Source organism: Pseudomonas sp. SORGH_AS_0199 (genome assembly GCF_031453735.1).
GTDB classification, from domain to species: domain Bacteria; phylum Pseudomonadota; class Gammaproteobacteria; order Pseudomonadales; family Pseudomonadaceae; genus Chryseomonas; species Chryseomonas aestiva.
In genome coordinates, this window is record NZ_JAVJAE010000001.1 from 4,761,470 (window position 1) to 4,784,287 (window position 22,818).

Sequence of the window (22,818 nt, forward strand, 5' to 3'; positions counted from 1 at the left end):
TGAGCACAGCGGTCGCAGCGAACCTCGCCGCGTTTTCGCCGTCTCAAAGGCACTGTCGCCCATTCCGGGCGACCTGCCAGGAATGTTCGGATGAAAACCGGTCCCTCTCGCGCCTCCCCGTTCTCCGCGCCTCGTGCGCTGCTCGCCAGCCTGGTCCTGGGCGGCGGTCTGCTGCTCGCGGGCTGCGCCGGCAATCCGCCGACCGCGCAGATGGCCGTGACCCAGTCGGCCGTCAACGAAGCCGTGAGCGGCGGCGGCAACCAGTTCGCTCCGATCGAGACCAAGTCGGCCCAGGACAAGTGGACCCAGGCCCAGGCGGCCCTGTCCAACGAGAAATACGACGAAGCCAAGCAACTGGCCGAGCAGGCCGAGTGGGATGCCCGTCTGGCGACCCGCAAGACCCAGGCCGCCAAGGCCGCGGCGGCGCTGCAGGATGCCCAGAACAGCATCCAGCAGATCCGTGAGGAAGGTCAGATCAACCTGCAGCTGCAACAGAATCTACAGAAAAAGGTGCAGCAGTAAGGCTGCCCGCTCTCTTGAAGGACGAAACCATGCGTAAACGTTTTCTGCTCCCGCTGATGTCGGCGCTGACCCTGACCCTGGCCGCCTGCGCCACCCCGCCCAACCCCAATCTGGAAAAGGCGCGCAACGACTACGCCGCCCTCGAATCCCAGCCCCAGGCCACCCAGCTGGCGGCACTGGAAACCAAGGATGCCGGCACCTGGCTGGCCAAAACCGACAAGGCCTACAAGGACGGTGAGAACGAGCGCACCGTCGACCAGTTGGCCTACCTGACCCAGCAACGCATCCAGACCGCCATGCAGACCATCAAGCTGCGCATGGCCGAGGCCGAGCTGAAGAAGGTCGACGCCCAGCGCGGCGAAACCCGCCTGAACACCCGCACCGAGCAGCTGCAGCAACTGCAGAAGGCGATCAAGTAAGGTTCAGGGCGCAGGGTTCTTTCGGGAATCCTGCGCCCCCTGCCGTGGTCCTCTACTGACCTGCGAGCGTCCTGCTCGCCACAGTCAGGAGGATCTCTCATGCACGCCATACGCCTACGCAAACCCGGTGGTCTGGACCAGCTGGAAGCCTGCGAACTGCCTGATCCCGGGCAGCCGGGGGCTGGTGAGATCCGGGTGCGGATCAAGGCCAGCTCGCTGAATTTCCATGACCTGGGCGTGGTGCTGGGCAAAATGCCGACCGCCGATGGGCGCATTCCCATGTCCGATGGCGCCGGCGTGGTCGAGGCCGTGGGCGCCGGGGTCAGCGAGTTCGCCGTGGGCGATCACGTGGTCTCGACCTTCTTTCCCCACTGGCTGGATGGCGAGCCGCCCATCGATGACTTTTCCACGACCCCTGGCGATGGCGTCGACGGCTTCGCCTGCGAGGTGGTGGTACGCCCGGCCACGGCCTTCACCCTGGCGCCCAAGGGCTACAGCCATGCCGAGGCGGCGACCCTGACCACCGCCGGACTCACCGCCTGGCGCGCTCTGGTGGTGGATGGCGGACTCAAGGCCGGCGACAGCGTGCTGGTCATGGGGACCGGCGGGGTGTCGATCTTCGCTCTGCAGATGGCCAAGGCCATGGGCGCCACGGTGATTGCCACCTCCTCCTCGGACGAGAAGCTGCAGCGCGCCTATGCCCTGGGCGCCGATCACCTGATCAATTATCGCGACGAACCGGAATGGGGTGCCAAGGTGCAGGCCATCACCGGCGGCCGTGGCGTCGACATCGTGGTGGAAGTGGGCGGCCCGGCGACCCTGGCGCAGTCGATCCAGGCCGCGCGTATCCATGGTCACCTGGCGCTGATCGGGGTGCTCACCGGCGTCGAGGGGCAAGTCCCCACGGCCAATCTGATGCGCCGCCATCAGCGGCTGCAGGGGCTGATCGTCGGCAGCCGTCGCCAGCAGCAGGAGATGATCAAGGCGCTGGAAGGCAACGGCATTAAGCCGGTCATCGATCGCAGTTTTCCGCTAGACGAAATTGCCGCGGCCTTCGCCTTCCAGAAGGACGGCAGCCACTTCGGCAAGATCGTCCTGGAGTTCTAACAATGGTCAGACAAAAGCCGGACTGACGCCGGCAAGGCTCTGCTAGACTTCCGGAATCGTCTCGTCGCGTTCCGGAAGTCTCGATGACCTCGCCAGATCCCCTTCCCTATCTCGTCGTCATCGAAGACAACAGCCTGCTCGCCGAGCTGCTGAGCAACCATCTCGAAGACCGCCTCTGCTGGACCTGTCGGCAGTTCGACAATGCCGACGATGCCCTAGTGCATCTGCTCCAGCAGCAGCAGGCTCCCGGGCTGGTAATCACCGATCACCTGATGCCCGGCCAGCTGCGCGGCGGTGAATTGGCCGAAATGCTGCTCCAGCGCTGGCCCGCGCTGCCCATGGTCATCACCTCGGGCTATGGCTACGAGATCACCACGGCGCTGCCCCCGCAGGTGATCTTCCTGCAGAAGCCCTGGACGCTCGATGAGGTGGATTCGGCGGTACGCCTCGCACGCGCGCGTCAGGCGGGCGGTTAGACGCCCAGCTGGCCGCAGGCCTTCAGCAACTGGTCGATGGTCCAGGGCTTGGGCAGGAACAGCGCCCGGTCTTCGCGTTCGGCGTACTGCTGTCCGGTATAGCCGGACGACACCAGTATCGGCAACTGCGGAAAACGTTGGCGGACCTGTTTGGCCAGCGCGAGACCATCCAGTCGACCGGGCATGCGCACGTCGGTGAAGAGGAGATCAGGCGGCAGCGGGTCGGCTTCGAACCAGCACCAGGCGGCATCGGCGGTGTCGAACGACTGGACGGCATAACCCTCCATCTCGAACACCTCCGTCGCCAGCGATCGCAGTACAGGATCGTCCTCGACCACCAGCACAGTGGTAACGGCTGCGGAAGAAACTACATCGGTCATGGCAACGCTACTTCATTAGTACGACTAAATAGACCGAAATTACTCGAATTGGATCACAACCCTCGGATGGACGGCTGGCCGCTTGGTACCGGCACTTGTCTGATGCCGTAACGGCTACTTAATTCCCTGCCTGTCGGAAAAAGGTGCTGGCAGATCGCTAGCCGGCGCCCGACTCTCTTACTCTAAGGCTCTTGCTGGACGTCATTGGCGTCCGCTTCCGCTGCCCACGCGCTTGAAAGATCCCATGGCTGAATCCGCTCCCTCCTACGCTGAACTCCAGGCCGAAGTCCGCCGCCTCCGCGCCGCGCTCGACCAGTGCACCGCGCTGCCACCCCAGGACGCCCAGCGGCGCCTGGCGATCTTCGATGGCGCCATTGATTTCGCCATGGTCGTACTGGATCCGGCCGGGGTCATCACCGACTGGAACACCGGCGCCGAGCGCCTGCTGGGCTGGACCGCCACGGAGATCCGCGGCGCCCCGGCAGAGTGCTTCTTCACCCCGGAAGACAACCGGAACGGCCGGGCCGCGCTGGAAATGCGGCTGGCGCTGCAGGACGGTCGCGCCGAAGACGAACGCTGGCACCTGCGACGCGACGGCACCCGCTTCTGGGCCAGCGGCGAGATGCATCCGCTGCACGACGACGCCGGCCGCCATACCGGCTTCGTCAAGATCCTGCGCGACCGCACCCCCCAGCATCTGGCCGGCGAGGCCCTGCGTGACAGCCAGCGCCACGTCGGCGAGGTACAGCGGCAACTGGCGGAGAGCGAGCGCTACTGGCGCGGCCTGTTCGAGCAACTGGACGAGGGCTTCATCCTTGGCACCATCCTGCGTGATGACCAGGGCCATGGCCGGGACTGGCGCTACGACCAGGTCAACCGCGCCTGGTGCACCCACTTCGGCCTGAGCGCGGAGCAGACGATCGGCCAGACCGCCCGCACCCTGTTTCCCGAACTCGAAGACCTCTGGGTGGAGGATTTCACCCGGGTGGTAGATACCGGCCAGTCGTTCAGTTACGTGCGGCAATTCCAGTTCAACGGCCGCTGGTACGAAGGCCATGCGCACAAGGCTGGCCCGGACAGCTTTCTGGTGCTGTTCCTGGATGTCACCGAGCGCGAGCAGGCCGCCCAGGCCACCCGTGACGAAGAGCGCTATCGCCGCGCCCTGGCGGAGTTGGGCGAAGGCTTCAGCCAGCTGAACGACATCGAGGCGGTCACCGAACTCGCCTGCACCGCCCTGGGCACCATCCTGAATGCCCATCTGGTGGGCTACGGTCTGGTGGACGCCGAGACCGAGACCATCACCGTGGAACGCGACTGGACGATCCCGGGCGCCCGCAGCCTGATGGGCACGCTGAATTTTCGCGACTACGGCAGCTACAGCGAGGCCTTCAAGCGCGGCGAAACCGTGGTGATCGAGGACGTGCAGCAAGACCCTCGTACCCGTGACAACCTCGCGGCCCTGCAACGCCTGGAGACCCGCGCCCTCGTCAACCTGCCGCTGTTCGAGCACGGCAACCTGGTGGCCCTGCTCTATGTCTGTTCCAGTCAGCCGCGGCGCTGGACGCCGGCCGAGCTGCAGTTCATACGCGAGGTCGCCAATCGCACCCGCTCGGCCACGGCGCGACTGACCGCGGAACGTGCCTTGCGCGACAGCGAACTCAATCTGCGCCTGGTGGCCGACACCCTGCCCTGCCTGATCGCCTTCGTCGATCGCGACCTGATCTATCGCTTCGCCAATATCGAGGCGCCCAAGTGGTTCAGGGACGCGCCGCAGAGCATCCTGGGCCGCAGCATGGCCGAGGTGTTCGCGCCGGAACTGTTCGCCGCCCGGCGTCCGGCCATCCAGGCCGCCCTGGACGGTACCCCGGCGCGACTGGACCTGCCGTGGGCCTGGCCGGATGGCCGCCGGCGCATCGCCGACATCCACTACCGCCCACGGCGCGATGCGCGCGGTGCGGTGGACGGCTTCTATGTCTTCGCCCAGGACGTCACCATCCAGCGCGACGCCCAGGCGCTGATCCAGGCGCAGAATCTCAGCCTCAGCCAGGAGGTCCAGGCCCGTACCGCCGAGCGCGACCGGCTCTGGGCGCTCAGCGAAGACCTGCTGCTCACCGCCGACTTCACCGGGCAGCTCCTGCGGGTGAGTCCGTCCTGGTCGCGCGGCCTGGGCTATTCCGAGGCCGAGTTGCTCAGCCGCCCTTACACCGAACTCATCCATCCCGATGATCTGCCCGGCGTGCTGATGGCGCTGGACGAACTGCGCCGCAGCGGCCTGCCGGCGCGGGTGGAGAATCGCGTCCAGGCGGCGGACGGCAGCTGGCGCTGGCTGTCCTGGACGCTGTCGATGGACACCGAACAGGATCGCCTCACCGGCGCCGGGCGCGACATCACCCGGGAAAAGGACGCCGCGGAAACCCAGGCGCTGCTGGAAGAGCAGTTGCGCCAGTCGCAGAAGATGGAAGCGGTCGGCCAACTCACCGGCGGCCTGGCCCACGACTTCAACAACCTGCTCGCCGGTATCGTCGGCAGTCTGGACCTGCTCACGGTGCGCATCGGCCAGGGTCGGCTGAACAATCTCGAGCGCTACACCACCGCCGCCCAGGGCGCCGCCATTCGCGCCGCCGCCCTGACCCACCGGCTGCTGGCCTTTTCCCGCCGGCAGACGCTGGACCCCAAGCCCACCGACGTCAATCGCCTGGTGGCCGGCATGGAAGACCTGATCCGCCGCACGGTGGGGCCGGCGATCCAGATCGAGGTGGTGGCCAGCAGCGAGCTGTGGTCGACCCTGGTCGATCCGCCGCAGCTGGAAAACGCCCTGCTCAATCTCTGCATCAACGCCCGCGACGCCATGCCCGAGGGCGGCCGGATCTTCATCGAGACCGCCAATCGGGCGCTGGATGCGCGCATGGGCCGGGTCCGCGACCTGGACCCGGGCGAATACATCGCCCTCTCGGTGACCGACAACGGCTGCGGCATGCCGCCCGAGGTGATTGCCAAGGCCTTCGATCCCTTCTTCACCACCAAGCCGATCGGGGTGGGCACCGGGCTCGGCCTGTCGATGATCTACGGCTTCGTGCGCCAGTCCGGCGGCCAGGCACGCATCCATTCCCAGGTCGATCAGGGCACCAGCGTCACCCTCTTCCTGCCGCGCCATCGCGAAGTGGCCACTGGCGTTGACCTCGCCGCCAGCCAGCCGACCCTGCCGCGCCAGGGCCACGGCGAAACGGTGCTGGTGGTGGATGACGAACCCACGGTGCGGATGCTGGTGGTGGAGGTGCTGGAAGAACTGGGCTACGCCGCCCTGGAAGCGGCGGATGCCAGCTCCGGGCTGCGCCTGCTGGAATCCGATGTGCGCATCGACCTGCTGATCAGCGATGTCGGCCTGCCTGGCGGGATGAACGGCCGGCAGATGGCCGATGCCGCCCGCCAGCGCCGCCCCGGACTCAAGGTGCTGTTCATCACCGGCTACGCCGAAAACGCCGTGGTCGGCAACGGCCACCTGGAGCCCGGCATGCACGTGATGACCAAGCCCTTCGCCATGGACGCCCTGGCGGTGCGCATTCGCGATCTGATCGTAGGGACCTGAGGGCCACTTTTGAGTGGGTCCACCCTCACCCCAGCCCTCTCCCGGAGGGAGAGGGGGCGGTTGGGATGCCCTGGGTGGATAAGGGTGCAGCCTTCCACGAATGGAGGCAGGCTTGCCCAGTGGAAAACACTGCGCGGTTTTCCACGCTACCGTGACGCGGCCAAGGTGCACGAGCCACAACCCCGCACCCGACTTAATCGCCCCCTCTCCCTCCGGGAGAGGGTTGGGGTGAGGGCGCTCCAGCACAGAGGCTTCGCCGCGCTCAACCCAACCTACCGGATCTCCGTCGGTACCCGCACCCAGCCTTCCATCAGGCGGCGGGCGCTGCGGCTCATGCTGGCCTTTTCCACCTGCCAGATACCAGCGACCTCGCGGGCCTGGGCGCCGACCGCCACGGTGCCGGCGGTGTGCGCTATCCGTACCTGGCGACCGCCCAGGTCGCCGGTCAGGGCATGAACCAGGGTCCCGGGTAGCGCCGCGGCCACCGCCACGGCGACCGCGCCGGTACCGGGGATGGCGTGATGCAGACTGCCCATGGAGATCATCCGCGCGATGACATCGAGTTCCTCGGCCTGCACCTGCTTGCCCCCGGCCACCCGGTAGGTCTGGGGCGCGGCGACCAGGCACAGCTTGGGCGTATGCGGGCGTTCCGCCGTCGCCTGGGCAGCCGTGGCGGCCAGGCCCATGGCGACCGCGCCCGCAGCGCGCAGGGCTTCCAGGCGCGCCAGCAGCGCCGCATCGCCGTTGATCTGCGCCTGGGTCTCGGTGCCGCTGAGACCCAGGGTCTCCGCCCGCACGAAAATGGTGGGATTGCCGGCATTGAGCAGGGTCACCGGCAGTCGGCCCAGCTCCGGAACATAGAGTTCGTCAACGGCTCGCCCGGTGGGCAGCACGCTGCCATCGGTACCGGTGGGGTCGAGAAAATCGAGCACCACCTCGGCCGCCGGAAAGGCCACGCCGTCGAAGCGAAAATCGCCTTCTTCCTGCACCTCGCCATTGGCCATGGGGACATGGGCGAGGATGCGCTTGCCGAGATTGGCCTGCCAGATGCGTACCCTGGCCATGCCCTCGCGCGGCGCCTCGACCAGCCCCTCGCTGATGGCGAAGGGCCCGACGGCGGCGCTGAGATTGCCGCAGTTGCCCGACCAGTCGATCACCGGGGCCTCGATGGCCGGGGCGCCGAACAGGTAGTCGACGTCACAGTCCGGGCGGCTGGAGGGCGCGATCACCACCACCTTGCTGGTGCTGGAGGTGGCGCCGCCCATGCCGTCGATCTGCTTGCCGTAGGGATCGGGGCTGCCGATCACCCGCAGCAGCAGCGCATCGCGCGCCGGACCGGCCGGCGGCAGGTCGCGGGCATGGAAGAACACGCCCTTGCTGGAACCGCCGCGCATGTAGACGGCGGGAATACGCAGTTGCGGCATCTAAGGTCTCCGTCGGGGTGCCTAGGCGAGATAGCGCCCGAACCAGCCCAGGGTACGGTCCCAGGCCAGGCGCGCGGCGGCTTCGTCGTAGCGCGGGGTGGAATCGTTGTGGAAACCATGGTTGGTGCCGGCATAGCGATGCACCTCATAGGTCTTGCCGGCCGCCTTGAGCGCCGCTTCGTAGGCGGCAGCGCCCTCGTTGATGCGCGGATCGTTCTCGGCGTAATGGATCAGCAGCGGCGCCTTGATCGCGGCCACCTCCTCGGCGCGCGGCTGGCGACCATAGAAGGGCACGGCCGCAGCCAGTTCGGGATAGGCCACGGCGGCCGCATTGGCCACCCCGCCGCCGTAGCAGAAACCGGTGATGCCGACCTTGCCGGTGCTGAATTCGTGGCCCATCAGGGTTTCCACGGCGGCGAAGAAGTCGTTCATCAGTTTCTCGGGATCGACCTGCTGCTGCAGTTCGCGGCCCTTGTCGTCGTTGCCGGGATAGCCGCCCATGGAGGTGAGGCCGTCCGGCGCCAGGGCCAGATAGCCGGCCTTGGCCAGGCGTCGGGCGACGTCTTCGATATAGGGATTGAGGCCGCGATTCTCGTGGACCACAACCACCGCTGGCACCTTGCCGCTGGCCTTGGCCGGGCGCACCAGATAACCGCGGACCCGACCATGCCCCTTGGGCGAGGGATAGTAGACGTATTCGGCGACGATATCCGGATCGGTGAACTCGACCTGGGTGGCCAGGGCATAGTTGGGCGTCAGGGCCGCCAGCACTCCGGTGGCCGACAGCCCCAGCACCGCGGCGCAGGCGCCGGCACGGTCGAGGAAGTCGCGACGGCTGATGCGACCGTGCACATAGAAGTCGTAGAGTTCGAGCAGTTCGGGCGAGAAATCCTTGGCGGTGAGGCGGGTCATCGCGGCGCTCCTCTGGCGGGAAACAAGGCATCCGGCCCGATTGGCCAGGCGCCCTGGGGGCTCCCGAGTGTGCCGCGAATCATCTGACTATGCCACTGCCCGTCTTAGCTGGAGACCTGCAATGCGTGCAGCACGGCGATCAGCGCCTCGAAGCTGACCGGCTTGTTCAGATGCCGGTTGAAGCCCGCCGCCCGCGCCTTGTCGACGTCCAGCCGGGTGCCATAGCCGGACAGCGCCACCGCTGGGGTGCCGACGTTGCGATCGCCCGCCCGCACCTGGCGCAGGAATTCGTGGCCGTCCATCTCCGGCATGCCGATGTCGGAAAGGATGATGTCGAAATCCTGCGTCTGGGCCAGCAGCAGGCCCTGCCGGGAATCGGTGGCGGTAGTGACCCGCACGCCCTCCTCCTCCAGCAGCAGCTGCAGGGTCTCGACGATGTCGGGAGAGTCGTCCACCAGCAGGACCCGCAATCCGGCGATGGATTGGTCATCCGCGCGCGCCTCCGGCGCAAGCCGCCGCTCGTCCTCGCACAGGGGCAGCCAGACGCTGAAGCGCGCGCCCTGGTCGAGTCCGGCGGAATGGGCTTCGATGCGCCCGCCGTGGGCTTCCACCAGTTGTTTGACCAGTGCCAGGCCGATCCCCAGGCCGTGCTGGGCGCGGGCGGTGTACTTCATTTCCGCCTGGCCGAACATCTCGAACACCCGCGGCAGGAAGTCCGGCTCTATACCCTGGCCGGTATCGGTGACGTCCAGCCGGGCTTCAACGCCTTCGATCCCCAGGGCGATCTCCACCCGCCCACCGGCCGGGGTGAACTTGACGGCATTGTTGAGCAGATTCCAGACGATCTGGCCGACACGGGTCGCGTCCGCCTGCACAAACAGCGGCGCTTTCGGTAGCTGCAGGCTGCTGACCTCGACCTCACCCGCCAGCGGCCGGATCACCTCGACGATCTCGCGCAGCTGCTGCACCAGATCCAGGCTCTGGCGCTCCAGCTTGAGCTTGCCGGTACGGATACGCGACAGGTCGAGCAGGTCGTCGATGATCTGCGCCTGGCTGCGCACGGCGCGCTGGATGGCCTCGGTGGCACGCCGCGCCAGGGGCACGTCGCGCAGCACCGGCGAACGGGTCAGCAGCTCGCTGTTGAGCTGGATGAGATTGAGCGGGTGCTTGAGTTCGTGGGACATCACCGCGAAGAACTCGTCCTTGAGCTGCACCAGGGCGCGCTGCTGTGCCTGCTGATTGGCATTCTCGCTGGCACGGACGTGATCGGCGGTGGCGTCCCGGGCGATCTTGGCATAGCCGCGACCGCCCGAGGCATTGCTCATGCGACTGAGTACCCCGGTGCAATAGAGGCGGCTGCCATCCTTGCGCCTGAGCCAGCGTTCATCCTGAGCGGCGCCCTGCTCGTCGGCCTGGCGCAGCTCCGCTTCCGGAACCTGGGCGGCCAGGTCTTCCGGCGTGAAGATCAGGCCCATGGGCTGCCCCAGCGCCTCGCGTTCGCTATAGCCGAACAGCCGGGTGGCGCCCCCGTTCCAGCTGTTGATGATGCCGCCGGCATCCAGGGTGACGATGGCATAGTCATGGATGTTCTGCGCCATGAGGCGCATGTTTTCCTCGCCATCGCGGGCACGATCCTGGGCCTTGCGCCGCTCGGTGATGTCGATGAAGGTCAGCACCGCACCTTCGATGCGGTCCTCCGCGGTACGGTAGGGCAGCAACCGGGCCAGGTACCAGCGGTCATCGTGGCTGCGAACCTCCCGCTCGATCTGGCCGAGGGACTCGAAGACCTGATTGGCATCGGTGGCCAGCTCCGGATAGTCCAGGCGATGGGTGATGTCGAGCAGCGAGCGGCCGGTATCGCTGACGATGATGTTGAAGATGCTGGCGGCGCGCGGCGTGAATCGCTTGATGCGCATGCCCCGGTCGACGAACACCGTGGCGATGTCGGTGGAGGTGATGAGGTTCTGCAGATCGTCGTTGATCTTGCCGGTTTCCTCGATCTTGGACTTGAGCTCGTAGTTGACGGTGATCAGCTCTTCGTTGATCGACTGCAACTCTTCCTTGCTGGTCTCCAGCTCCTCGGTGGCCGAGCGCAATTCCTCGTTGATCGCCTGCAGCTCTTCGTTGGAGGCCTTGAGCTCCTCGGTGGAGGTCTCGGACTGCTCGATGGTCAGCTGCAGCTGCTCCTTGGTGCGCTGCAACTCGGCTTCCAGCTGGGTGAGTACGCTGTCCTTGGCTTCGACGTGATCGCTGACGGAATCGGCGCTCATGACATCTTCGACTTCATCGAAGAGCACCAGCAGGTAGTCGGTGTTGGTGTCGCTGTCGCGGAACGGCCGCACCACCATGTTGATGTAGTAGCTGCGGTCGTCGCGCTGGATATGCACGCGTCGCGCCTCAACGCTCTTGTTGCTCTGCAGCGCCTGAAACAGGGCGGTACGCAGCTCCAGGCGCAACTCCTCCAGCACCAGCGCCGGCAGGCTGTAGCTGGGCTCGCCGCCGACGTACCTCAGGAAGCGCCCGGCCCGCTCGGAGAGGTGCACGATGTTGGATTCGCGATCAACGATGATGCTTGGCGGGGCATATTGCTCCAGCACCCGCTGATGCACCTCGGCAAAGGACACCTTGTTGCGCCGACCGACCTGGTGCGGTGGCAGGCGCACGCTGTGCACACCCGGATTGAGATTGAGCAGCGGCGTGGGACGCACCACGCTGGTCGTGTGCTTGGCCCGATAGATGCGGGTTCTTCTTGTCGACCGTGGCGAACAGGCTGCTCTGCACATCGGCCGACTCGGAACTGCCGAGAAACAGGTAGCCACCCGGCTTGAGGGCGAAATGGAAGGTGTGCAGGATCTCGGCCTGCACCTCGCGATCCAGATAGATCAGCAGATTGCGGCAGCTGATGAGGTCGAGCCGGGAAAACGGCGGATCGCTGAGCAGGTTGTGCTGGGCGAACAGCACCTTCTCGCGCAGCTCCTTTTTCACCCGGTACTGATTCTGCTCCCTGAGCAGGTGCTGGCGCAGCCGGGCGGGGGCGACGTCGGTAACGATGGAACCGGGATAGACGCCATAGCGCGCCATCGCCAGGGCGTGCTCGTCGAGATCGGTGGCAAAGACCTGCAGGCGCGCGTCCGACTGGCGCAACTCGGCCTGCTCGGTCAGCAGCATGGCCAGCGAATAGGCCTCCTCACCGCTGGAGCAGGCGGCGCTCCACACCCGCAGCTCCTGATCTTCCCCGGCCGGCAGGTGCTCGAATAATTCCGGAATGACGTCGCGCTCCAGGGCCTCGAAGGCCTCGCGGTCGCGGAAGAAATTGGTCACGCCGATGAGCATGTCCTTGAGCAGCGCCGGTGTCTCTTCCGGATGATCATGGAGAAAACCGGCATAGGCCGGCATGTCGGCGATGGCGTTCACCTGCATGCGCCGCTCCACCCGGCGCAATACCGTGGCGGTCTTGTATTGCTTGAAGTTGTGTCCGGTACGGGTGCGCAGCAGGGTGAGGATGTCGCGCAGCGCCAGTTGCATGGCCTTGCTCGACGGACCTGGAATCCGGGCTTCGAGATCGAGCTGGTGCAACTCGCCCTGGCTCAGGGTACTGAGGGTGGCGGCCAGCTCCAGCAGCTTTTGCGGCATCTCCACCACCGGCAGGACGAAGTCCACCACGCTGGCGGTGATGGCGCTCTTGGGCATGGAATCGAATTCGGCATCTTCCGGCGCCTGGGCGAGGGTCACCCCGCCCTGCTCCTTGATGCGCCCCAGGCCCACCGAGCCATCGGCACCATTACCCGACAGGACGATGGCGACGGCATGGGTCTTGTGCACGTCGGCCAGGGCGCGAAAGAACAGGTCCACGGCGACATGATCGCCCTGGGGGCGCTCCGCCGGAGCCAGTCGCAGGTAACCGTCGTTCATGGTCAGATCGGAGCCGGGCGGGATCACATAGACGTGCTCGGCCTGGATGGGCACCGGCTGGGTGACCTGCTGCACCGGCAAGCGGGTCACCCGCTGCAGGATCTCGTCGAGATGACTCTGGTGCTCCCGCGACAGGTGCATCACCACCACGAAGGCCATGCCGCAATCGGCCGGCAGGGCTTCGAAGAAATGCAGCAGCGCCTGGATACCCCCGGCAGAGGCCCCAATCCCCACCACCGGAAACGGCAGGTCGCTGGGGGTCAGGTTCCTGGAGTTGTTGGGTCGGGCCACATCCGCCTGGTCGCTCATCTATCCGCCGTCTGCACATCCACAAGAAATCGTGATCGCCGCGTCCGCACCGATCCTGGCACGCCACCTATCCTTCCCACGGAAAAGACCTGTCGCCGGCCGGAGTATAACGAGCCCAGGCCGGGAGAGCGGGCATCATCCAGCAGTGAGACTGACCGGCGGCCGCACCGCCTAACTGAGACTGGCGCGTGCAGGGCAAGTGCGAGCGCAACGCGGGAAAGCCTGGGTGAGACGGTCTTATGGAGGATTCGCAGCGCTTGTCCTCGCCGCCGAGCCGCGTGGACGAGGCCTTGCCGTCATCCACCCTACCCTGGACCCACCACCCTGCGTCGAACCCGCCATTCGCACCGTGCCGCCCCCTCTCCCGCCTGCGGGAGAGGGTTGGGGTGAGAATGTTCCAGCCTGAGCGATTGGCCACTCCGGGAAGCCCGCGTGGATGAGGCCTTGCCGTCATCCACCCTACCCTGGACCCGCCACCCTGCGGAGAAACCGCCATCCGCACCGTGCCGCCCCCTCTCCCGCCTGCGGGAGAGGGTTGGGGTGAGGGTGTTCCAGGCTGAGCGCTTGGCCACGCCGGGAAGCTCGCGTGGATGAGGCCAGGCCGTCATCCACCCTAAACCGCTCCCACTCCAGACCGCGCTAGAACAACCCCATCTGCCGATCCAGCAACCGATCGAAGCGGTCGCCGACGAAGGGCAGGATGGCGTCGGCCACCGGGGCCAGCTGGCGCTGCACATAGTGATCGTAGTCCGGCGGCGCATGGGGCAGTTCGACTGGTTCGGCGCCCGAGGTGGTGATCAGGTAGCTGATCCAGCCGCCGCGGCGAAAGCGGCTGCGGCGTCCCAGGCGGGCGTTTTCCGCCTCCAGCAGCCGCGCCGCGCGGACCTGCGGCGAGAGGTTGCTCTGGTACTCCTCCAGCGGCCGGCGCAGGCGCTTGCGATAGACCAGCAGGTCGTCGAAGTCGCCGGCGCGGGTCTGGGCGACGAAGTCACGCACATAGTCCTCGTGGGGCTCGCCGGTGAAGATGCGCAGATACAGCTCGCGCTGGAAGCGCTGGGCCAGCGGCGACCAGTCGCTGCGCACCGTCTCCAGGCCCTTGAACACCAGTTCCGGCTGACCCTCGGCACCCGGTCGCAGCCCGGCGTATCTTTTCTTGCTGCCCTCCTCCGCGCCGCGGATGGTGGGCATGAGAAAGCGGCTGAAGTGGGTCTCGTACTGCAGCTCCAGGTGGCTTTCCAGTCCCAGCTCGGTCTGCAGCTGCGCGCGCCAGTGGGCATTGACCGCCGCCACTAGGTCGCGACCGATGCGCTCGGCCTCGGCTTCGGCATGGGCAGCCCCGAGCCAGACGAAGGTGGAGTCGGTGTCGCCATAGATCACCCGATGACCACGCGCCTCGATCAGCTCGCGGGTCTGGTGCATCACGGCGTGGCCGCGCAGGGTGATGGACGAGGCCAGGCGGTGATCGAAGAAGCGGCAGTGCGGGGTGCCCAGCACGCCATAGAAGCTGTTCATGATGATCTTCAGCGCCTGGGCCAGGGGTGCGTTGCCGGCGCGCTTGGCGGCGTCGCGCCCCTCCCAGACCCGCGCCACCATCTCCGGCAGGCAGTGCCGGGTGCGATGGAAGCGCGCGCCGCGAAAGCCCGGTACCGTCTCGTCCTCGGGCAGCGCCAGGCCCTCCACCAGGCCCACCGGATCGATGAGAAAGGTGCGGATCAGCGAGGGATAGAGGCTTTTGTAGTCCAGCACCAGCACCGAGTCGTAGAGCCCGGGCCGGGAATCCATGACGAAGCCGCCGGGGCTGGCCTCGGGCGGCTGGGCGCCGAGACTGGGCGCGACGAAACCCTGGCGGTGCATCAGCGGCAGATAGAGGTGGTAGAAGGCGGCGATGGAGGCGCCATGACGCTCCAGCGGCAGACCGGTGACACTGGCGCGCTCCAGCAGGAAGCGCAGCAGCCCGGTCTTGGCGAAGATCCGTGTGACCAGTTCGCAATCCACCAGGTTGTAGCGCGCCAGGGCGCTCTTCTCGCCGGCGAACATGCGGTTGATGGAGGCCATGCGGTCGTGGGGATTGTCGATGGCCTTGCCCTCGCCCAGCAGGCTGCGGCTGACATTCTCCAGGCTATAGGAGGGAAACACCCAGGTCGCCGACTTGAGCGCCTCCACCCCGTCGATGATCGGCCGTCCGGCCAGCAGGGCGTGGAAGGGACGGCCCTGGCCGCCGGGTTCGTAGCGATCGTCCTCGGCGGCGCCCCGGCCCAGGTGCAGCGGCACACCCAGCTTGCGCGCGTGCTCGTGGAGCACGCGGATGTCGAACTGCAGCACGCTCCAGCCGATGATGACGTCAGGATCATGGCGCGCCATCCAGGCGTTTAGGCGTTCGAGCAGAGTGGCGCGGTCGGCGACGTATTCCAGATCGAAGTCCACCGCGGCGTCTTCGCCGGTGGGGGGGCCAAGCATGTACACCTGGCGCTGGCCGCAGCCGTGCAGGCCGATGCTGTAGAGCTCGCCGCGCTCGCTGGTCTCGATGTCCAGCGACAGGGTCCGCAGCGTGGGGCGATAGTCGGGATCCGGCCGCAAGGGCGCGCCGTCGGCGGTGGGCAGCGTCACCGGCGCGGTGATGAAGCGTTCCATGAGAAAGCGATCCGCCGGGGCGATGTCCGTCTCGTAGACCTCGATGCCGGCGGCGGGGAGGCGCTGCTCCAGTTCGCGCAGGGTGCGATAGCGCGGCGCATAGAGCCCCAGGACGGGGCGCCGCTGGAAGTCCTGCAGCGCCAGCTCGCGGATCTCCACCCCGGCCGGCAGCAGGCGCTCGATGTCCGCCCGTCGCGCGGCCGGGGCGAAGGCCACCGCCTGCTGCCCCGGCACTCGCAGCTGGTGCGGACCGTTGTCGGTGGCGAACCAGAACACCAGCTCCATCCCGGTGGAAGTCTCGCGCCAGAGGCGTGTCAGCAAGAAACCCTGGACGGCGGCCAAAGCAATGGCACTCCTCGACATGGATGAAGGGGCCATTCTCGCAAGGCCAGCCGATACCGGCGACCTCGACGTGCCAGATGGTCCGCTCGTCGCCCCCGCCGAACGGCCTGTGTCCTGTGGCGATGATCTTGCATCGAATGCCCACACCCGTCGTAGAGCCGACTTGTCGACTTTTGGGCGCACCCTTGGTTATAGCTGTCAGGCCGTGTATGAATCCGTTGTCGTCGTCTTTCTCCAGCGCTGTCTCACCCCGCTACAACGCCCAGCAAGCACGGGTGCGCGAGCAGGCGCGCCGCTGGCTGGAGCAGGACGTCCTGGTGCTGGATACCGAGGCGACCGGGCTGGGCGAGGATGCCCAGCTGATCGAGGTGGCGGTCATGACCCTCAGCGGCCGGGTGCTGCTCGACACCCTGGTCCGCCCGAGCATCGCCGTACCGCGCGAGGCGACCCTGATCCACGGTCTGACCGATGCCCACCTGGCCCAGGCGCCACGCTTTCCCGAGGTGTTCGCCACCCTCTGGCCCCTGCTGCAGGGCCGCACCGTGCTGGCCTATGGCATGGCCTTCGACTATCGCCTGCTGGCCCACAATGCCCGCCGCCACGGTCAGGCCCTGCCGCCGGAACTGGAGCGCGAGACGCCGCCGGTACAACTGGTGGATGGCACCCGTCTGCACTGCCTGATGCAGCTCTATGCGCACTTCTGGCAGGAGCCGAGTCTGGACAGCCGCAGCCAGGACGGCTGGCGCCGCAAGTCCCTGGCCATGGCTGCCCGCCAGCAAGGCATCGCCGTGCAGGAAACCCATCGCGCCCTGCCCGATTGCCGACTCAAGGCCGCCCTGGTGCAGGCGCTGGGCGAGGACGCACCGGCTACCTGGAGCGGGCTGCAGGCCCTGGCGGGCTAGCCGGGCAGCAGTCCGCCGGCAACACCGGCAAGCAGACCGGCTAAATCCGCGCGGCTTGCCATACTGGAGGCGTCATCCAGCCCGAGGCACCGCCATGAAAGCCGTCGTCTATGAAGCCTTTTCCGCGCCACCCCGCCTGACCACGGTCGCGGACCCCACCCCCGAGCCCCACGGCGTCGTACTCAAGGTCATGGCCACTGGCGTCTGCCGCAGCGACTGGCACGGCTGGGTCGGCCATGACAGCGACATCGAGCTGCCCCATGTGCCAGGCCACGAACTGGCCGGGGTGGTCGAGGCGGTGGGCAGGGACGTGACCCTCTGGCGTATCGGCGACCGGGTGACGGTGCCCTTCGTCGGGGGCTGCGGCGCCTGTCCGCAGTGCCATGCCGGCCACCAGCAGGTCTGCGATCACCAATTCCAGCCCGGCTTCACCCACTGGGGGTCCTTCGCCCAGTACGTCGGCATCCACCAGGCCGATCTCAATCTGGTCGCCTTGCCCGAGCAGCTGGACTTCGCCACGGCGGCCAGCCTCGGCTGTCGCTTCGTGACGGCCTTTCGCGCGGTGGTCGATCAGGGCCGGGTCAGCGCCGGCCAGTGGGTGGCAGTGCACGGCTGCGGCGGCGTCGGCCTCTCGGCGATCATGATCGCCCGCGCCCAGGGCGCCCAGGTGGTGGCCATCGACATCACCGCCGACAAGCTGGCCCTGGCGCGTCGTCTCGGCGCGGTGGCGACGATCGATGCCACCCAGGTGGCCAGCGTGCCCGAGGCGGTGCAGGAACTCACCGGCGGCGGTGCGCACGTCTCCCTCGACGCCCTGGGGCATCCCACCACCTGCTGCAATTCCATCGCCAGCCTGCGCAAGCGCGGCAAGCACGTCCAGGTCGGGCTGCTGCTGGGTGACCAGGCGACCCCGGCGCTGCCGATGAACCTGGTGATTGCCCGGGAACTGGAGATCCTCGGCAGCCACGGCATGCAGGCCCATCGCTACGACGTGCTGATGGCCATGCTGCGCCAGGGCACCCTGGCGCCGGAGCAGCTGATCGGCCGCGAGATCAGCCTGGCCGAATCCAGCGCGGCGCTGATGCACATGGATACCTTCGCAGGCACCGGGGTGACCGTCATCACCCGCTTCGACTAATCCGCCTCCGCCGCCTGCAACACCCAGCGCAGGCCCTGCAGGTCCTCGGCGGTCAGGGTTTCGCGCAGGCGGCAGAGGCGATAGTGAACGCGGGTGTTCATGGCCACCCACTCCAGATCCTGGCGGGTGGGTTGGGCGACGAAATATTCACCGTAGCGCTCGTCCAGCCCGGCCATGCGGTACTGGCCCTTGAGCGGCAGGTAGATCTGGCCGTTCATCTCCCAGCGACTGGCGCTGCAGCCATTGAAGCGCACCTTGTCGCCGAAGGTGGAGAGCTGGGTGCGGAAATCGGTGGTGGCGTTGCCGGCACTGGTCTTGAACTGACTGGCGATCACGCTGAAGACGATGCCTTCCGGCGAGGGCGCGCCCCGCCATTCGATGACCCGGCGATTGAGGGCCGCGTCGAATCCATCGGTGAAGATACCGGCGGCCTGCGCCGTGAGCGTTGGCAGGGTCAAGGCACCCAGCAACGCCATCATTGTTTTCAAAACGAGCTCCTGGTGATGACCCCATCCTCCAGCCTGAGGCAGCAGGCCGAGGCGGCAAAGGGCCAGCTTCAGACTTTGGAGACCCGATTGGCTGAAAGGTGCCCCCAGCGGTCCGGATAAGCGGTATCTTTCACAGTCTAGGCTCTGTACGAAAGGTGCCTGCGCTCGGTGATGCTGCGTAAAAAATCAGCTCGGAATGCTCATTTACCCCTCGTAAACTCCGCTTCCTCGCCGATTTTTGTCTTGCCTGACCTTCGCTCGGCGACTTTTCATACAGAACCTAGCGACGAGCCTGCCTCGTCCACCCCCTTGAACCGTCGCCGGCGAGGCGTACGGCCCGACCACGAAACGACCGGCCAAGCCGCCGGAGAGCACTGCGAGGATCTATGAGCGCTGCGGACATCGATTGGAAGACCCTCGGTTTCGACTACATCAAGACCGACTTCCGCTATATCGCCACCTATCGCAACGGCAGCTGGGGACCCGGCGAGCTGACTCGCGACAACCAGCTGCATATCAGCGAAGGCTCCACGGCCATCCACTACGGCCAGCAGTGCTTCGAAGGCCTCAAGGCCTATCGCTGCCAGGACGGCTCCATCAACCTGTTCCGTCCCGATCGCAACGCCGCGCGCATGCACAGGAGCTGCGCCCGCCTGCTGATGCCGCCGGTCCCCACCGAGATGTTCATCGACGCCTGCCAGCAGGTGGTCAAGGCCAACGAGGCCTGGATTCCGCCCCACGGTACCGGCGGCGCCTTCTATCTGCGTCCCTTCGTCATCGGCGTGGGTGACAACATCGGCGTGCGTACCGCCCCCGAGTTCCACTTCGTGGTGTTCGGCATCCCGGTCGGTGCCTACTTCAAGGGCGGCATGACCCCGCACAACTTCGTGATCTCCGGCTACGACCGCGCCGCGCCCCAGGGCACCGGCGCCGCCAAGGTCGGCGGCAACTACGCCGCCAGCCTGATGCCCGGCGCCCAGGCCAAGGCCGAAGGCTTCGCCGACTGCATCTACCTGGACCCCCTGACCCACAGCAAGATCGAGGAAGTCGGTTCGGCCAACTTCTTCGCCATCACCGGCGACGGCAAGTTCGTCACCCCGCGCTCCGAATCGGTGCTGCCGGGCGTGACCCGCATGTCGCTGATGGACCTGGCGCGCGAGCGGCTGAACCTGGAAGTGGTCGAGGGCGATGTCCATATCGACCAGCTCGACCAGTTCGTCGAAGCCGGCGCCTGCGGCACGGCGGCGGTCATCACCCCCATCGGCGGCATCCAGTACGGCGAGAAGCTGCACGTCTTCCACAGCCTGACCGACGTCGGCCCGGTGACGCGCAAGCTGTACGAAGAACTGACCGGCATCCAGACCGGCGACAAGCCGGCCCCGGAGGGTTGGATCGTCAAGGTCTGACCTGGGGTTGGTTTGGTTCGAAAAAGGCGCCTCAGGGCGCCTTTTTCGTTGGAGAAGGGGTTGGCGGTAGGTTGGGTTGAGCGCAAGCGAAGCCCAACGCCAAAGGCACGGCGTAGGTTGGCGCTGAGCGCAAGCGAAGTCCAACGGATTGCGGTTAGGGTTATAGGTGCCCTAGCTATTTATCGCGATCTGTTCGTGGCTCTTGTTTCGCCCACCCGGGCGACTCACTTTTTTCAATCGCGAAAAAAGTAAGCAAAAACGCTTGCCCCGACCATCCGGCCCTACGCTTCGCTCCGGGTCCGCTCACGCCAGCGCCGTTCCGGGGTCGGCCTACACGGGCCGTCCATGGCCCGTTAGGCCTCTCGCCGCATCCATGCGGCTCGACCCACTCCACGACACTGGCGTTCACCCTGCTGAACGGGGCGATTCGCCAGCCTGAAAGTATTGGTGGAAGGACCTGTAGCGTGGACAACGGCGAAGCCTTGTCCACTTTTCGCGGTCAAGCACATCAGTGGAAAACGCTGCGCGGTTTTCCACGCTACGCCTTGACTCTACTGGAATCGCGGCCATGGGCCGCTCCTACGGGATATCCGGCTACTGTAGGAGCGGCCCATGGCCGCGATAAAGACAATTGGTTCGGCAGTTAAAGGCTGCCAGTGGAAAACGCTCTGCGGTTTTACACGTTACAGATCTTGTGAACGCCCAAGCTTCAGGCTTGCGCCCCGTCCCCGTCAGTGAGGCCGAGTGCAGGCGTTGCGGAGGGGGTTGCGAGGCAGGACGCCGAGCAAGGCGCGAGGGGCAGGAGGCCCCTTCGTGCCGTGCCCCCGGAGCGGCGCCGGAGCGAGGGGACCCGGAGCGCAGCGCAGGGCCGAAACGTGGGGCGTGCTTTCTTTTGCTTACTTTTCTTTGCACCGGGCGGCGATCCGCAAGCAAAGAAAAGTAAGTCGTCGGCTAGGCGAAACAGGGGCTACAAGCGAAACTCAACAACTAGCCGAAGCATCCAAGATCCAAGTCCGCAACGTTGGGCTTCGCTTGCGCTCAACCCAACCTACGCCGCCCTACCCTACACCCTCTCCCGCCGCCGCAGGATGGCGCGGGCGCCGATGAACAGCACCGCCACGCAGATCGCCGCCGCAAAGAACCACCGCTTCGACACATGATGCTCGGCGAAGAAGTCCCGCAGGATCTCGCCCACCGCATAACCGATGCCGGTCATGAAAAAGCCCCAGAGCAGCGCGCCGATGATGTTGAAGAACAGGAAGCGCCGCGGGCGTACGCCGCTGGCGCCGATCAGCAGCGGGCCGATCAGGCGGAAGCCGTAGGCGAAGCGGATACCGATGATCCACAGCGCCTCGTGGCGATGGATGCGGCTGCGCAACCAGTCGATGCGCGCCTGCTGACGCTTGAAGCGCCCCAGGATGCGGTCGCCATAGCGCCGCCCGAGAAAGAACAGCGTCTGGTCACCGATGAAGCCGCCCAGGGCCACACAGACGGCCGTGAGCGGATACAGCAGGTAGCCGTGGCGGGCGGCGATGCCGGCCAGGATGGCCACGCCATCGCCCTCGATCAGGGCGCCCAGGACAGCGGCGCCGTAACCGTAGTTGCTGATGACCTCGCTGTCGATCATGGTGCGTCCCTAGAGACCGAGAATGGTCAGCATGATGAAGGTGCCGAACAGCACGAAGTGGGTCATGCCCTCGATGGCGTTGGTCTCGCCGTCGTTGAGGTTGATGGCGGCGACGATCAGGGTCACGGCCATCATCACCGTCTGCACCGGGGTCATGGCCATCTGGATCGGCTGGCCATTGTACAGGGCGATGGCTTCCACCACCGGCACGGTGAGGATCACCGTGGACAGGCTGGCGCCCAGGGCGATGTTGATCACCGACTGCATGCGATTGGCCATGGCCGCGCGCAGCGCGGTGAGGATCTCGGGGCTGGCGGAGATCACCGCCACCACCAGCGCGGGGACCAGCGCTGGCACCGCCAGGCCTTCCAGGCCGGTATCCAGCGACTTGGACATCACCTCGGCCAGGGCCCCGGTGGCGACGATGCCGCCGATCAGCATGGCGATGGACAGGGTGGCGCTGCTTTCGCCATGGCCAGCGGTGGCGGGCTTCGCCCTCGACCGCCGGACGCTTGCGCTTCTTGTCCGGGTAGTTGTAGCTGAAGAAATAGCTGTGCGGGCCGGTCTGCATGCGCAGGAACAGGGTATAGAGCAGCGCCATGGCGCCGATGGTGAAGAAGGAATAGACGTGCCACTGGGCCGAAGGGATGAATTCCGGCACCAGCATGGAGATGCTCACCGCGGTGATGATCATCACCCCGTAGCTGCGGCTGGAATCGTCGTTGTAGGGCTGTTCGCCATGCTTGAGGCCACCGAGCAGGGCGGCCAGGCCGATGATGCCGTTCATGTCCAGCATCACCGCGGCATAGATGGTGTCGCGGGCCAGGGTCGGCGAATGGTCGTGGCTCATCATGATCGCCAGGATGATCACCTCCACCAGCACGGCGGAGAGCGTCAGGATCATGGTGCCATAGGGATCGCCGACCTTTTCCGCCAGCAGTTCGGCGTGGTGGGCCACGCGCATGGCCGCGCAGATGATGGCGGCGATCAGACCGCCAGCCGCGATCAGCGCCAGGGTCTGGCCACCGTCGAGCAGGGCGTGTTCGAACACATAGGCCAGCACCGTGGCGCCGATGGCGACCAGCAGCAGGGTTTCGTCTTTGAGGGCGGCAAGCATGGAAAGGGGCGTCCTTGGTTGAGCAATGCCTTGTTACGACCGCCATAGACGGCAAAACGCTCGCAAGCCGAGTCAGTACCTCTGCAACCCCGCCGTAGGCGGCCCGCTATGCTCGAAGCC

General features: G+C 66.4%; 13 protein-coding genes and 3 pseudogenes. 8 read left to right on the plus strand and 8 right to left on the minus strand.

The window, feature by feature from the left end:
* Window positions 1–90: 90 nt before the first annotated feature.
* The 4 genes and pseudogenes from QE444_RS22295 to QE444_RS22310 all read left to right on the plus strand — a co-directional run bounded on the left by QE444_RS22295 (window position 91) and on the right by QE444_RS22310 (window position 2,524).
* On the plus strand, window positions 91–522 hold the full coding sequence (locus QE444_RS22295; protein ID WP_187980324.1) for a DUF4398 domain-containing protein: 432 nt from the start codon (window positions 91–93) through the stop codon (window positions 520–522).
* Window positions 523–551: 29 nt separating this feature from the next.
* A pseudogene (locus QE444_RS22300) lies at window positions 552–935 on the plus strand (DUF4398 domain-containing protein); the annotation flags it as partial.
* A gap of 105 nt (window positions 936–1,040) precedes the next feature.
* Window positions 1,041–2,048 carry an NAD(P)-dependent alcohol dehydrogenase gene (locus QE444_RS22305; RefSeq protein WP_285389687.1) on the plus strand — a complete coding sequence of 336 codons (1,008 nt, stop codon included), beginning with the start codon at window positions 1,041–1,043 and terminating at the stop codon, window positions 2,046–2,048.
* A gap of 83 nt (window positions 2,049–2,131) precedes the next feature.
* Window positions 2,132–2,524 (plus strand): response regulator, encoded by a 393-nt coding sequence (locus tag QE444_RS22310; protein WP_187980332.1) that lies wholly within the window; start codon window positions 2,132–2,134, stop codon window positions 2,522–2,524.
* On the opposite strand, the gene QE444_RS22315 is transcribed toward QE444_RS22310, so the two are convergent.
* The gene (locus QE444_RS22315; protein ID WP_051226123.1) at window positions 2,521–2,904 is read right to left on the minus strand and encodes a response regulator; all 384 of its coding nucleotides are present in this window, start codon (window positions 2,902–2,904) and stop codon (window positions 2,521–2,523) included. The genes QE444_RS22310 and QE444_RS22315 overlap by 4 nt on opposite strands.
* Window positions 2,905–3,148: 244 nt before the next feature.
* Here QE444_RS22315 and QE444_RS22320 point away from each other — a divergent pair, with 244 nt between their 5' ends.
* Window positions 3,149–6,490 carry a PAS domain S-box protein gene (locus QE444_RS22320; protein WP_280308834.1) on the plus strand — a complete coding sequence of 1,114 codons (3,342 nt, stop codon included), beginning with the start codon at window positions 3,149–3,151 and terminating at the stop codon, window positions 6,488–6,490.
* 272 nt (window positions 6,491–6,762) lie between these two features.
* Here the strand turns inward: QE444_RS22320 and prpF are convergent, their stop codons facing one another.
* The 4 genes and pseudogenes from prpF to QE444_RS22340 form a co-directional block, all read right to left on the minus strand.
* Entirely contained in the window at window positions 6,763–7,914 is a 1,152-nt protein-coding gene (gene prpF, locus QE444_RS22325) for a 2-methylaconitate cis-trans isomerase PrpF (protein WP_187980334.1), read from the minus strand.
* 21 nt (window positions 7,915–7,935) lie between these two features.
* Entirely contained in the window at window positions 7,936–8,826 is an 891-nt protein-coding gene (gene yghX / locus QE444_RS22330) for a YghX family hydrolase (protein WP_133861411.1), read from the minus strand.
* Between the two features lie 104 nt (window positions 8,827–8,930).
* Window positions 8,931–13,047 (minus strand): annotated as a pseudogene (locus QE444_RS22335) (CheR family methyltransferase).
* A 639-nt stretch (window positions 13,048–13,686) separates the two neighbouring features.
* The gene (locus QE444_RS22340) at window positions 13,687–16,020 is read right to left on the minus strand and encodes a DNA polymerase II (RefSeq protein ID WP_285389693.1); all 2,334 of its coding nucleotides are present in this window, start codon (window positions 16,018–16,020) and stop codon (window positions 13,687–13,689) included.
* 209 nt (window positions 16,021–16,229) lie between these two features.
* On the opposite strand from QE444_RS22340, the gene QE444_RS22345 reads away from it, so the two are divergent.
* On the plus strand, window positions 16,230–16,922 hold the full coding sequence (locus QE444_RS22345; protein WP_285389695.1) for a 3'-5' exonuclease: 693 nt from the start codon (window positions 16,230–16,232) through the stop codon (window positions 16,920–16,922).
* Between the two features lie 94 nt (window positions 16,923–17,016).
* Entirely contained in the window at window positions 17,017–18,060 is a 1,044-nt protein-coding gene (locus QE444_RS22350) for a zinc-dependent alcohol dehydrogenase family protein (RefSeq protein WP_285389697.1), read from the plus strand.
* Here the strand turns inward: QE444_RS22350 and QE444_RS22355 are convergent.
* Window positions 18,057–18,548: a hypothetical protein gene (locus QE444_RS22355; RefSeq protein ID WP_178083908.1), complete on the minus strand. Its 492-nt coding sequence runs from the start codon at window positions 18,546–18,548 to the stop codon at window positions 18,057–18,059. The two genes, QE444_RS22350 and QE444_RS22355, sit on opposite strands and share 4 nt — an antisense overlap.
* A 386-nt stretch (window positions 18,549–18,934) precedes the next feature.
* On the opposite strand from QE444_RS22355, the gene QE444_RS22360 reads away from it, so the two are divergent.
* Window positions 18,935–19,954 (plus strand): branched-chain amino acid aminotransferase, encoded by a 1,020-nt coding sequence (locus QE444_RS22360; protein ID WP_133861416.1) that lies wholly within the window; start codon window positions 18,935–18,937, stop codon window positions 19,952–19,954.
* 1,063 nt (window positions 19,955–21,017) lie between these two features.
* On the opposite strand, the gene QE444_RS22365 is transcribed toward QE444_RS22360, so the two are convergent.
* A complete protein-coding gene (locus tag QE444_RS22365) occupies window positions 21,018–21,581 on the minus strand; it encodes a DedA family protein (RefSeq protein ID WP_133861417.1) in 564 nt (187 codons plus the stop codon).
* Window positions 21,582–21,590: 9 nt separating this feature from the next.
* Window positions 21,591–22,698, minus strand: a pseudogene (locus QE444_RS22370) (calcium:proton antiporter).
* Window positions 22,699–22,818: the final 120 nt, after the last annotated feature.

What these genes read in the sequence shown, in the direction of transcription:
- yghX (WP_133861411.1), bottom strand. Translation starts at nt 8,826, where the DNA reads ATGACCCGCCTCACCGCCAAGGATTTCTCGCCCGAACTGCTCGAACTC.
- QE444_RS22310 (WP_187980332.1), top strand. Translation starts at nt 2,132, where the DNA reads ATGACCTCGCCAGATCCCCTTCCCTATCTCGTCGTCATCGAAGACAAC.
- QE444_RS22315 (WP_051226123.1), bottom strand. Translation starts at nt 2,904, where the DNA reads ATGACCGATGTAGTTTCTTCCGCAGCCGTTACCACTGTGCTGGTGGTC.
- QE444_RS22305 (WP_285389687.1), top strand. Translation starts at nt 1,041, where the DNA reads ATGCACGCCATACGCCTACGCAAACCCGGTGGTCTGGACCAGCTGGAA.
- QE444_RS22360 (WP_133861416.1), top strand. Translation starts at nt 18,935, where the DNA reads ATGAGCGCTGCGGACATCGATTGGAAGACCCTCGGTTTCGACTACATC.
- prpF (WP_187980334.1), bottom strand. Translation starts at nt 7,914, where the DNA reads ATGCCGCAACTGCGTATTCCCGCCGTCTACATGCGCGGCGGTTCCAGC.
- QE444_RS22345 (WP_285389695.1), top strand. Translation starts at nt 16,230, where the DNA reads ATGAATCCGTTGTCGTCGTCTTTCTCCAGCGCTGTCTCACCCCGCTAC.
- QE444_RS22350 (WP_285389697.1), top strand. Translation starts at nt 17,017, where the DNA reads ATGAAAGCCGTCGTCTATGAAGCCTTTTCCGCGCCACCCCGCCTGACC.
- QE444_RS22365 (WP_133861417.1), bottom strand. Translation starts at nt 21,581, where the DNA reads ATGATCGACAGCGAGGTCATCAGCAACTACGGTTACGGCGCCGCTGTC.
- QE444_RS22295 (WP_187980324.1), top strand. Translation starts at nt 91, where the DNA reads ATGAAAACCGGTCCCTCTCGCGCCTCCCCGTTCTCCGCGCCTCGTGCG.
- QE444_RS22320 (WP_280308834.1), top strand. Translation starts at nt 3,149, where the DNA reads ATGGCTGAATCCGCTCCCTCCTACGCTGAACTCCAGGCCGAAGTCCGC.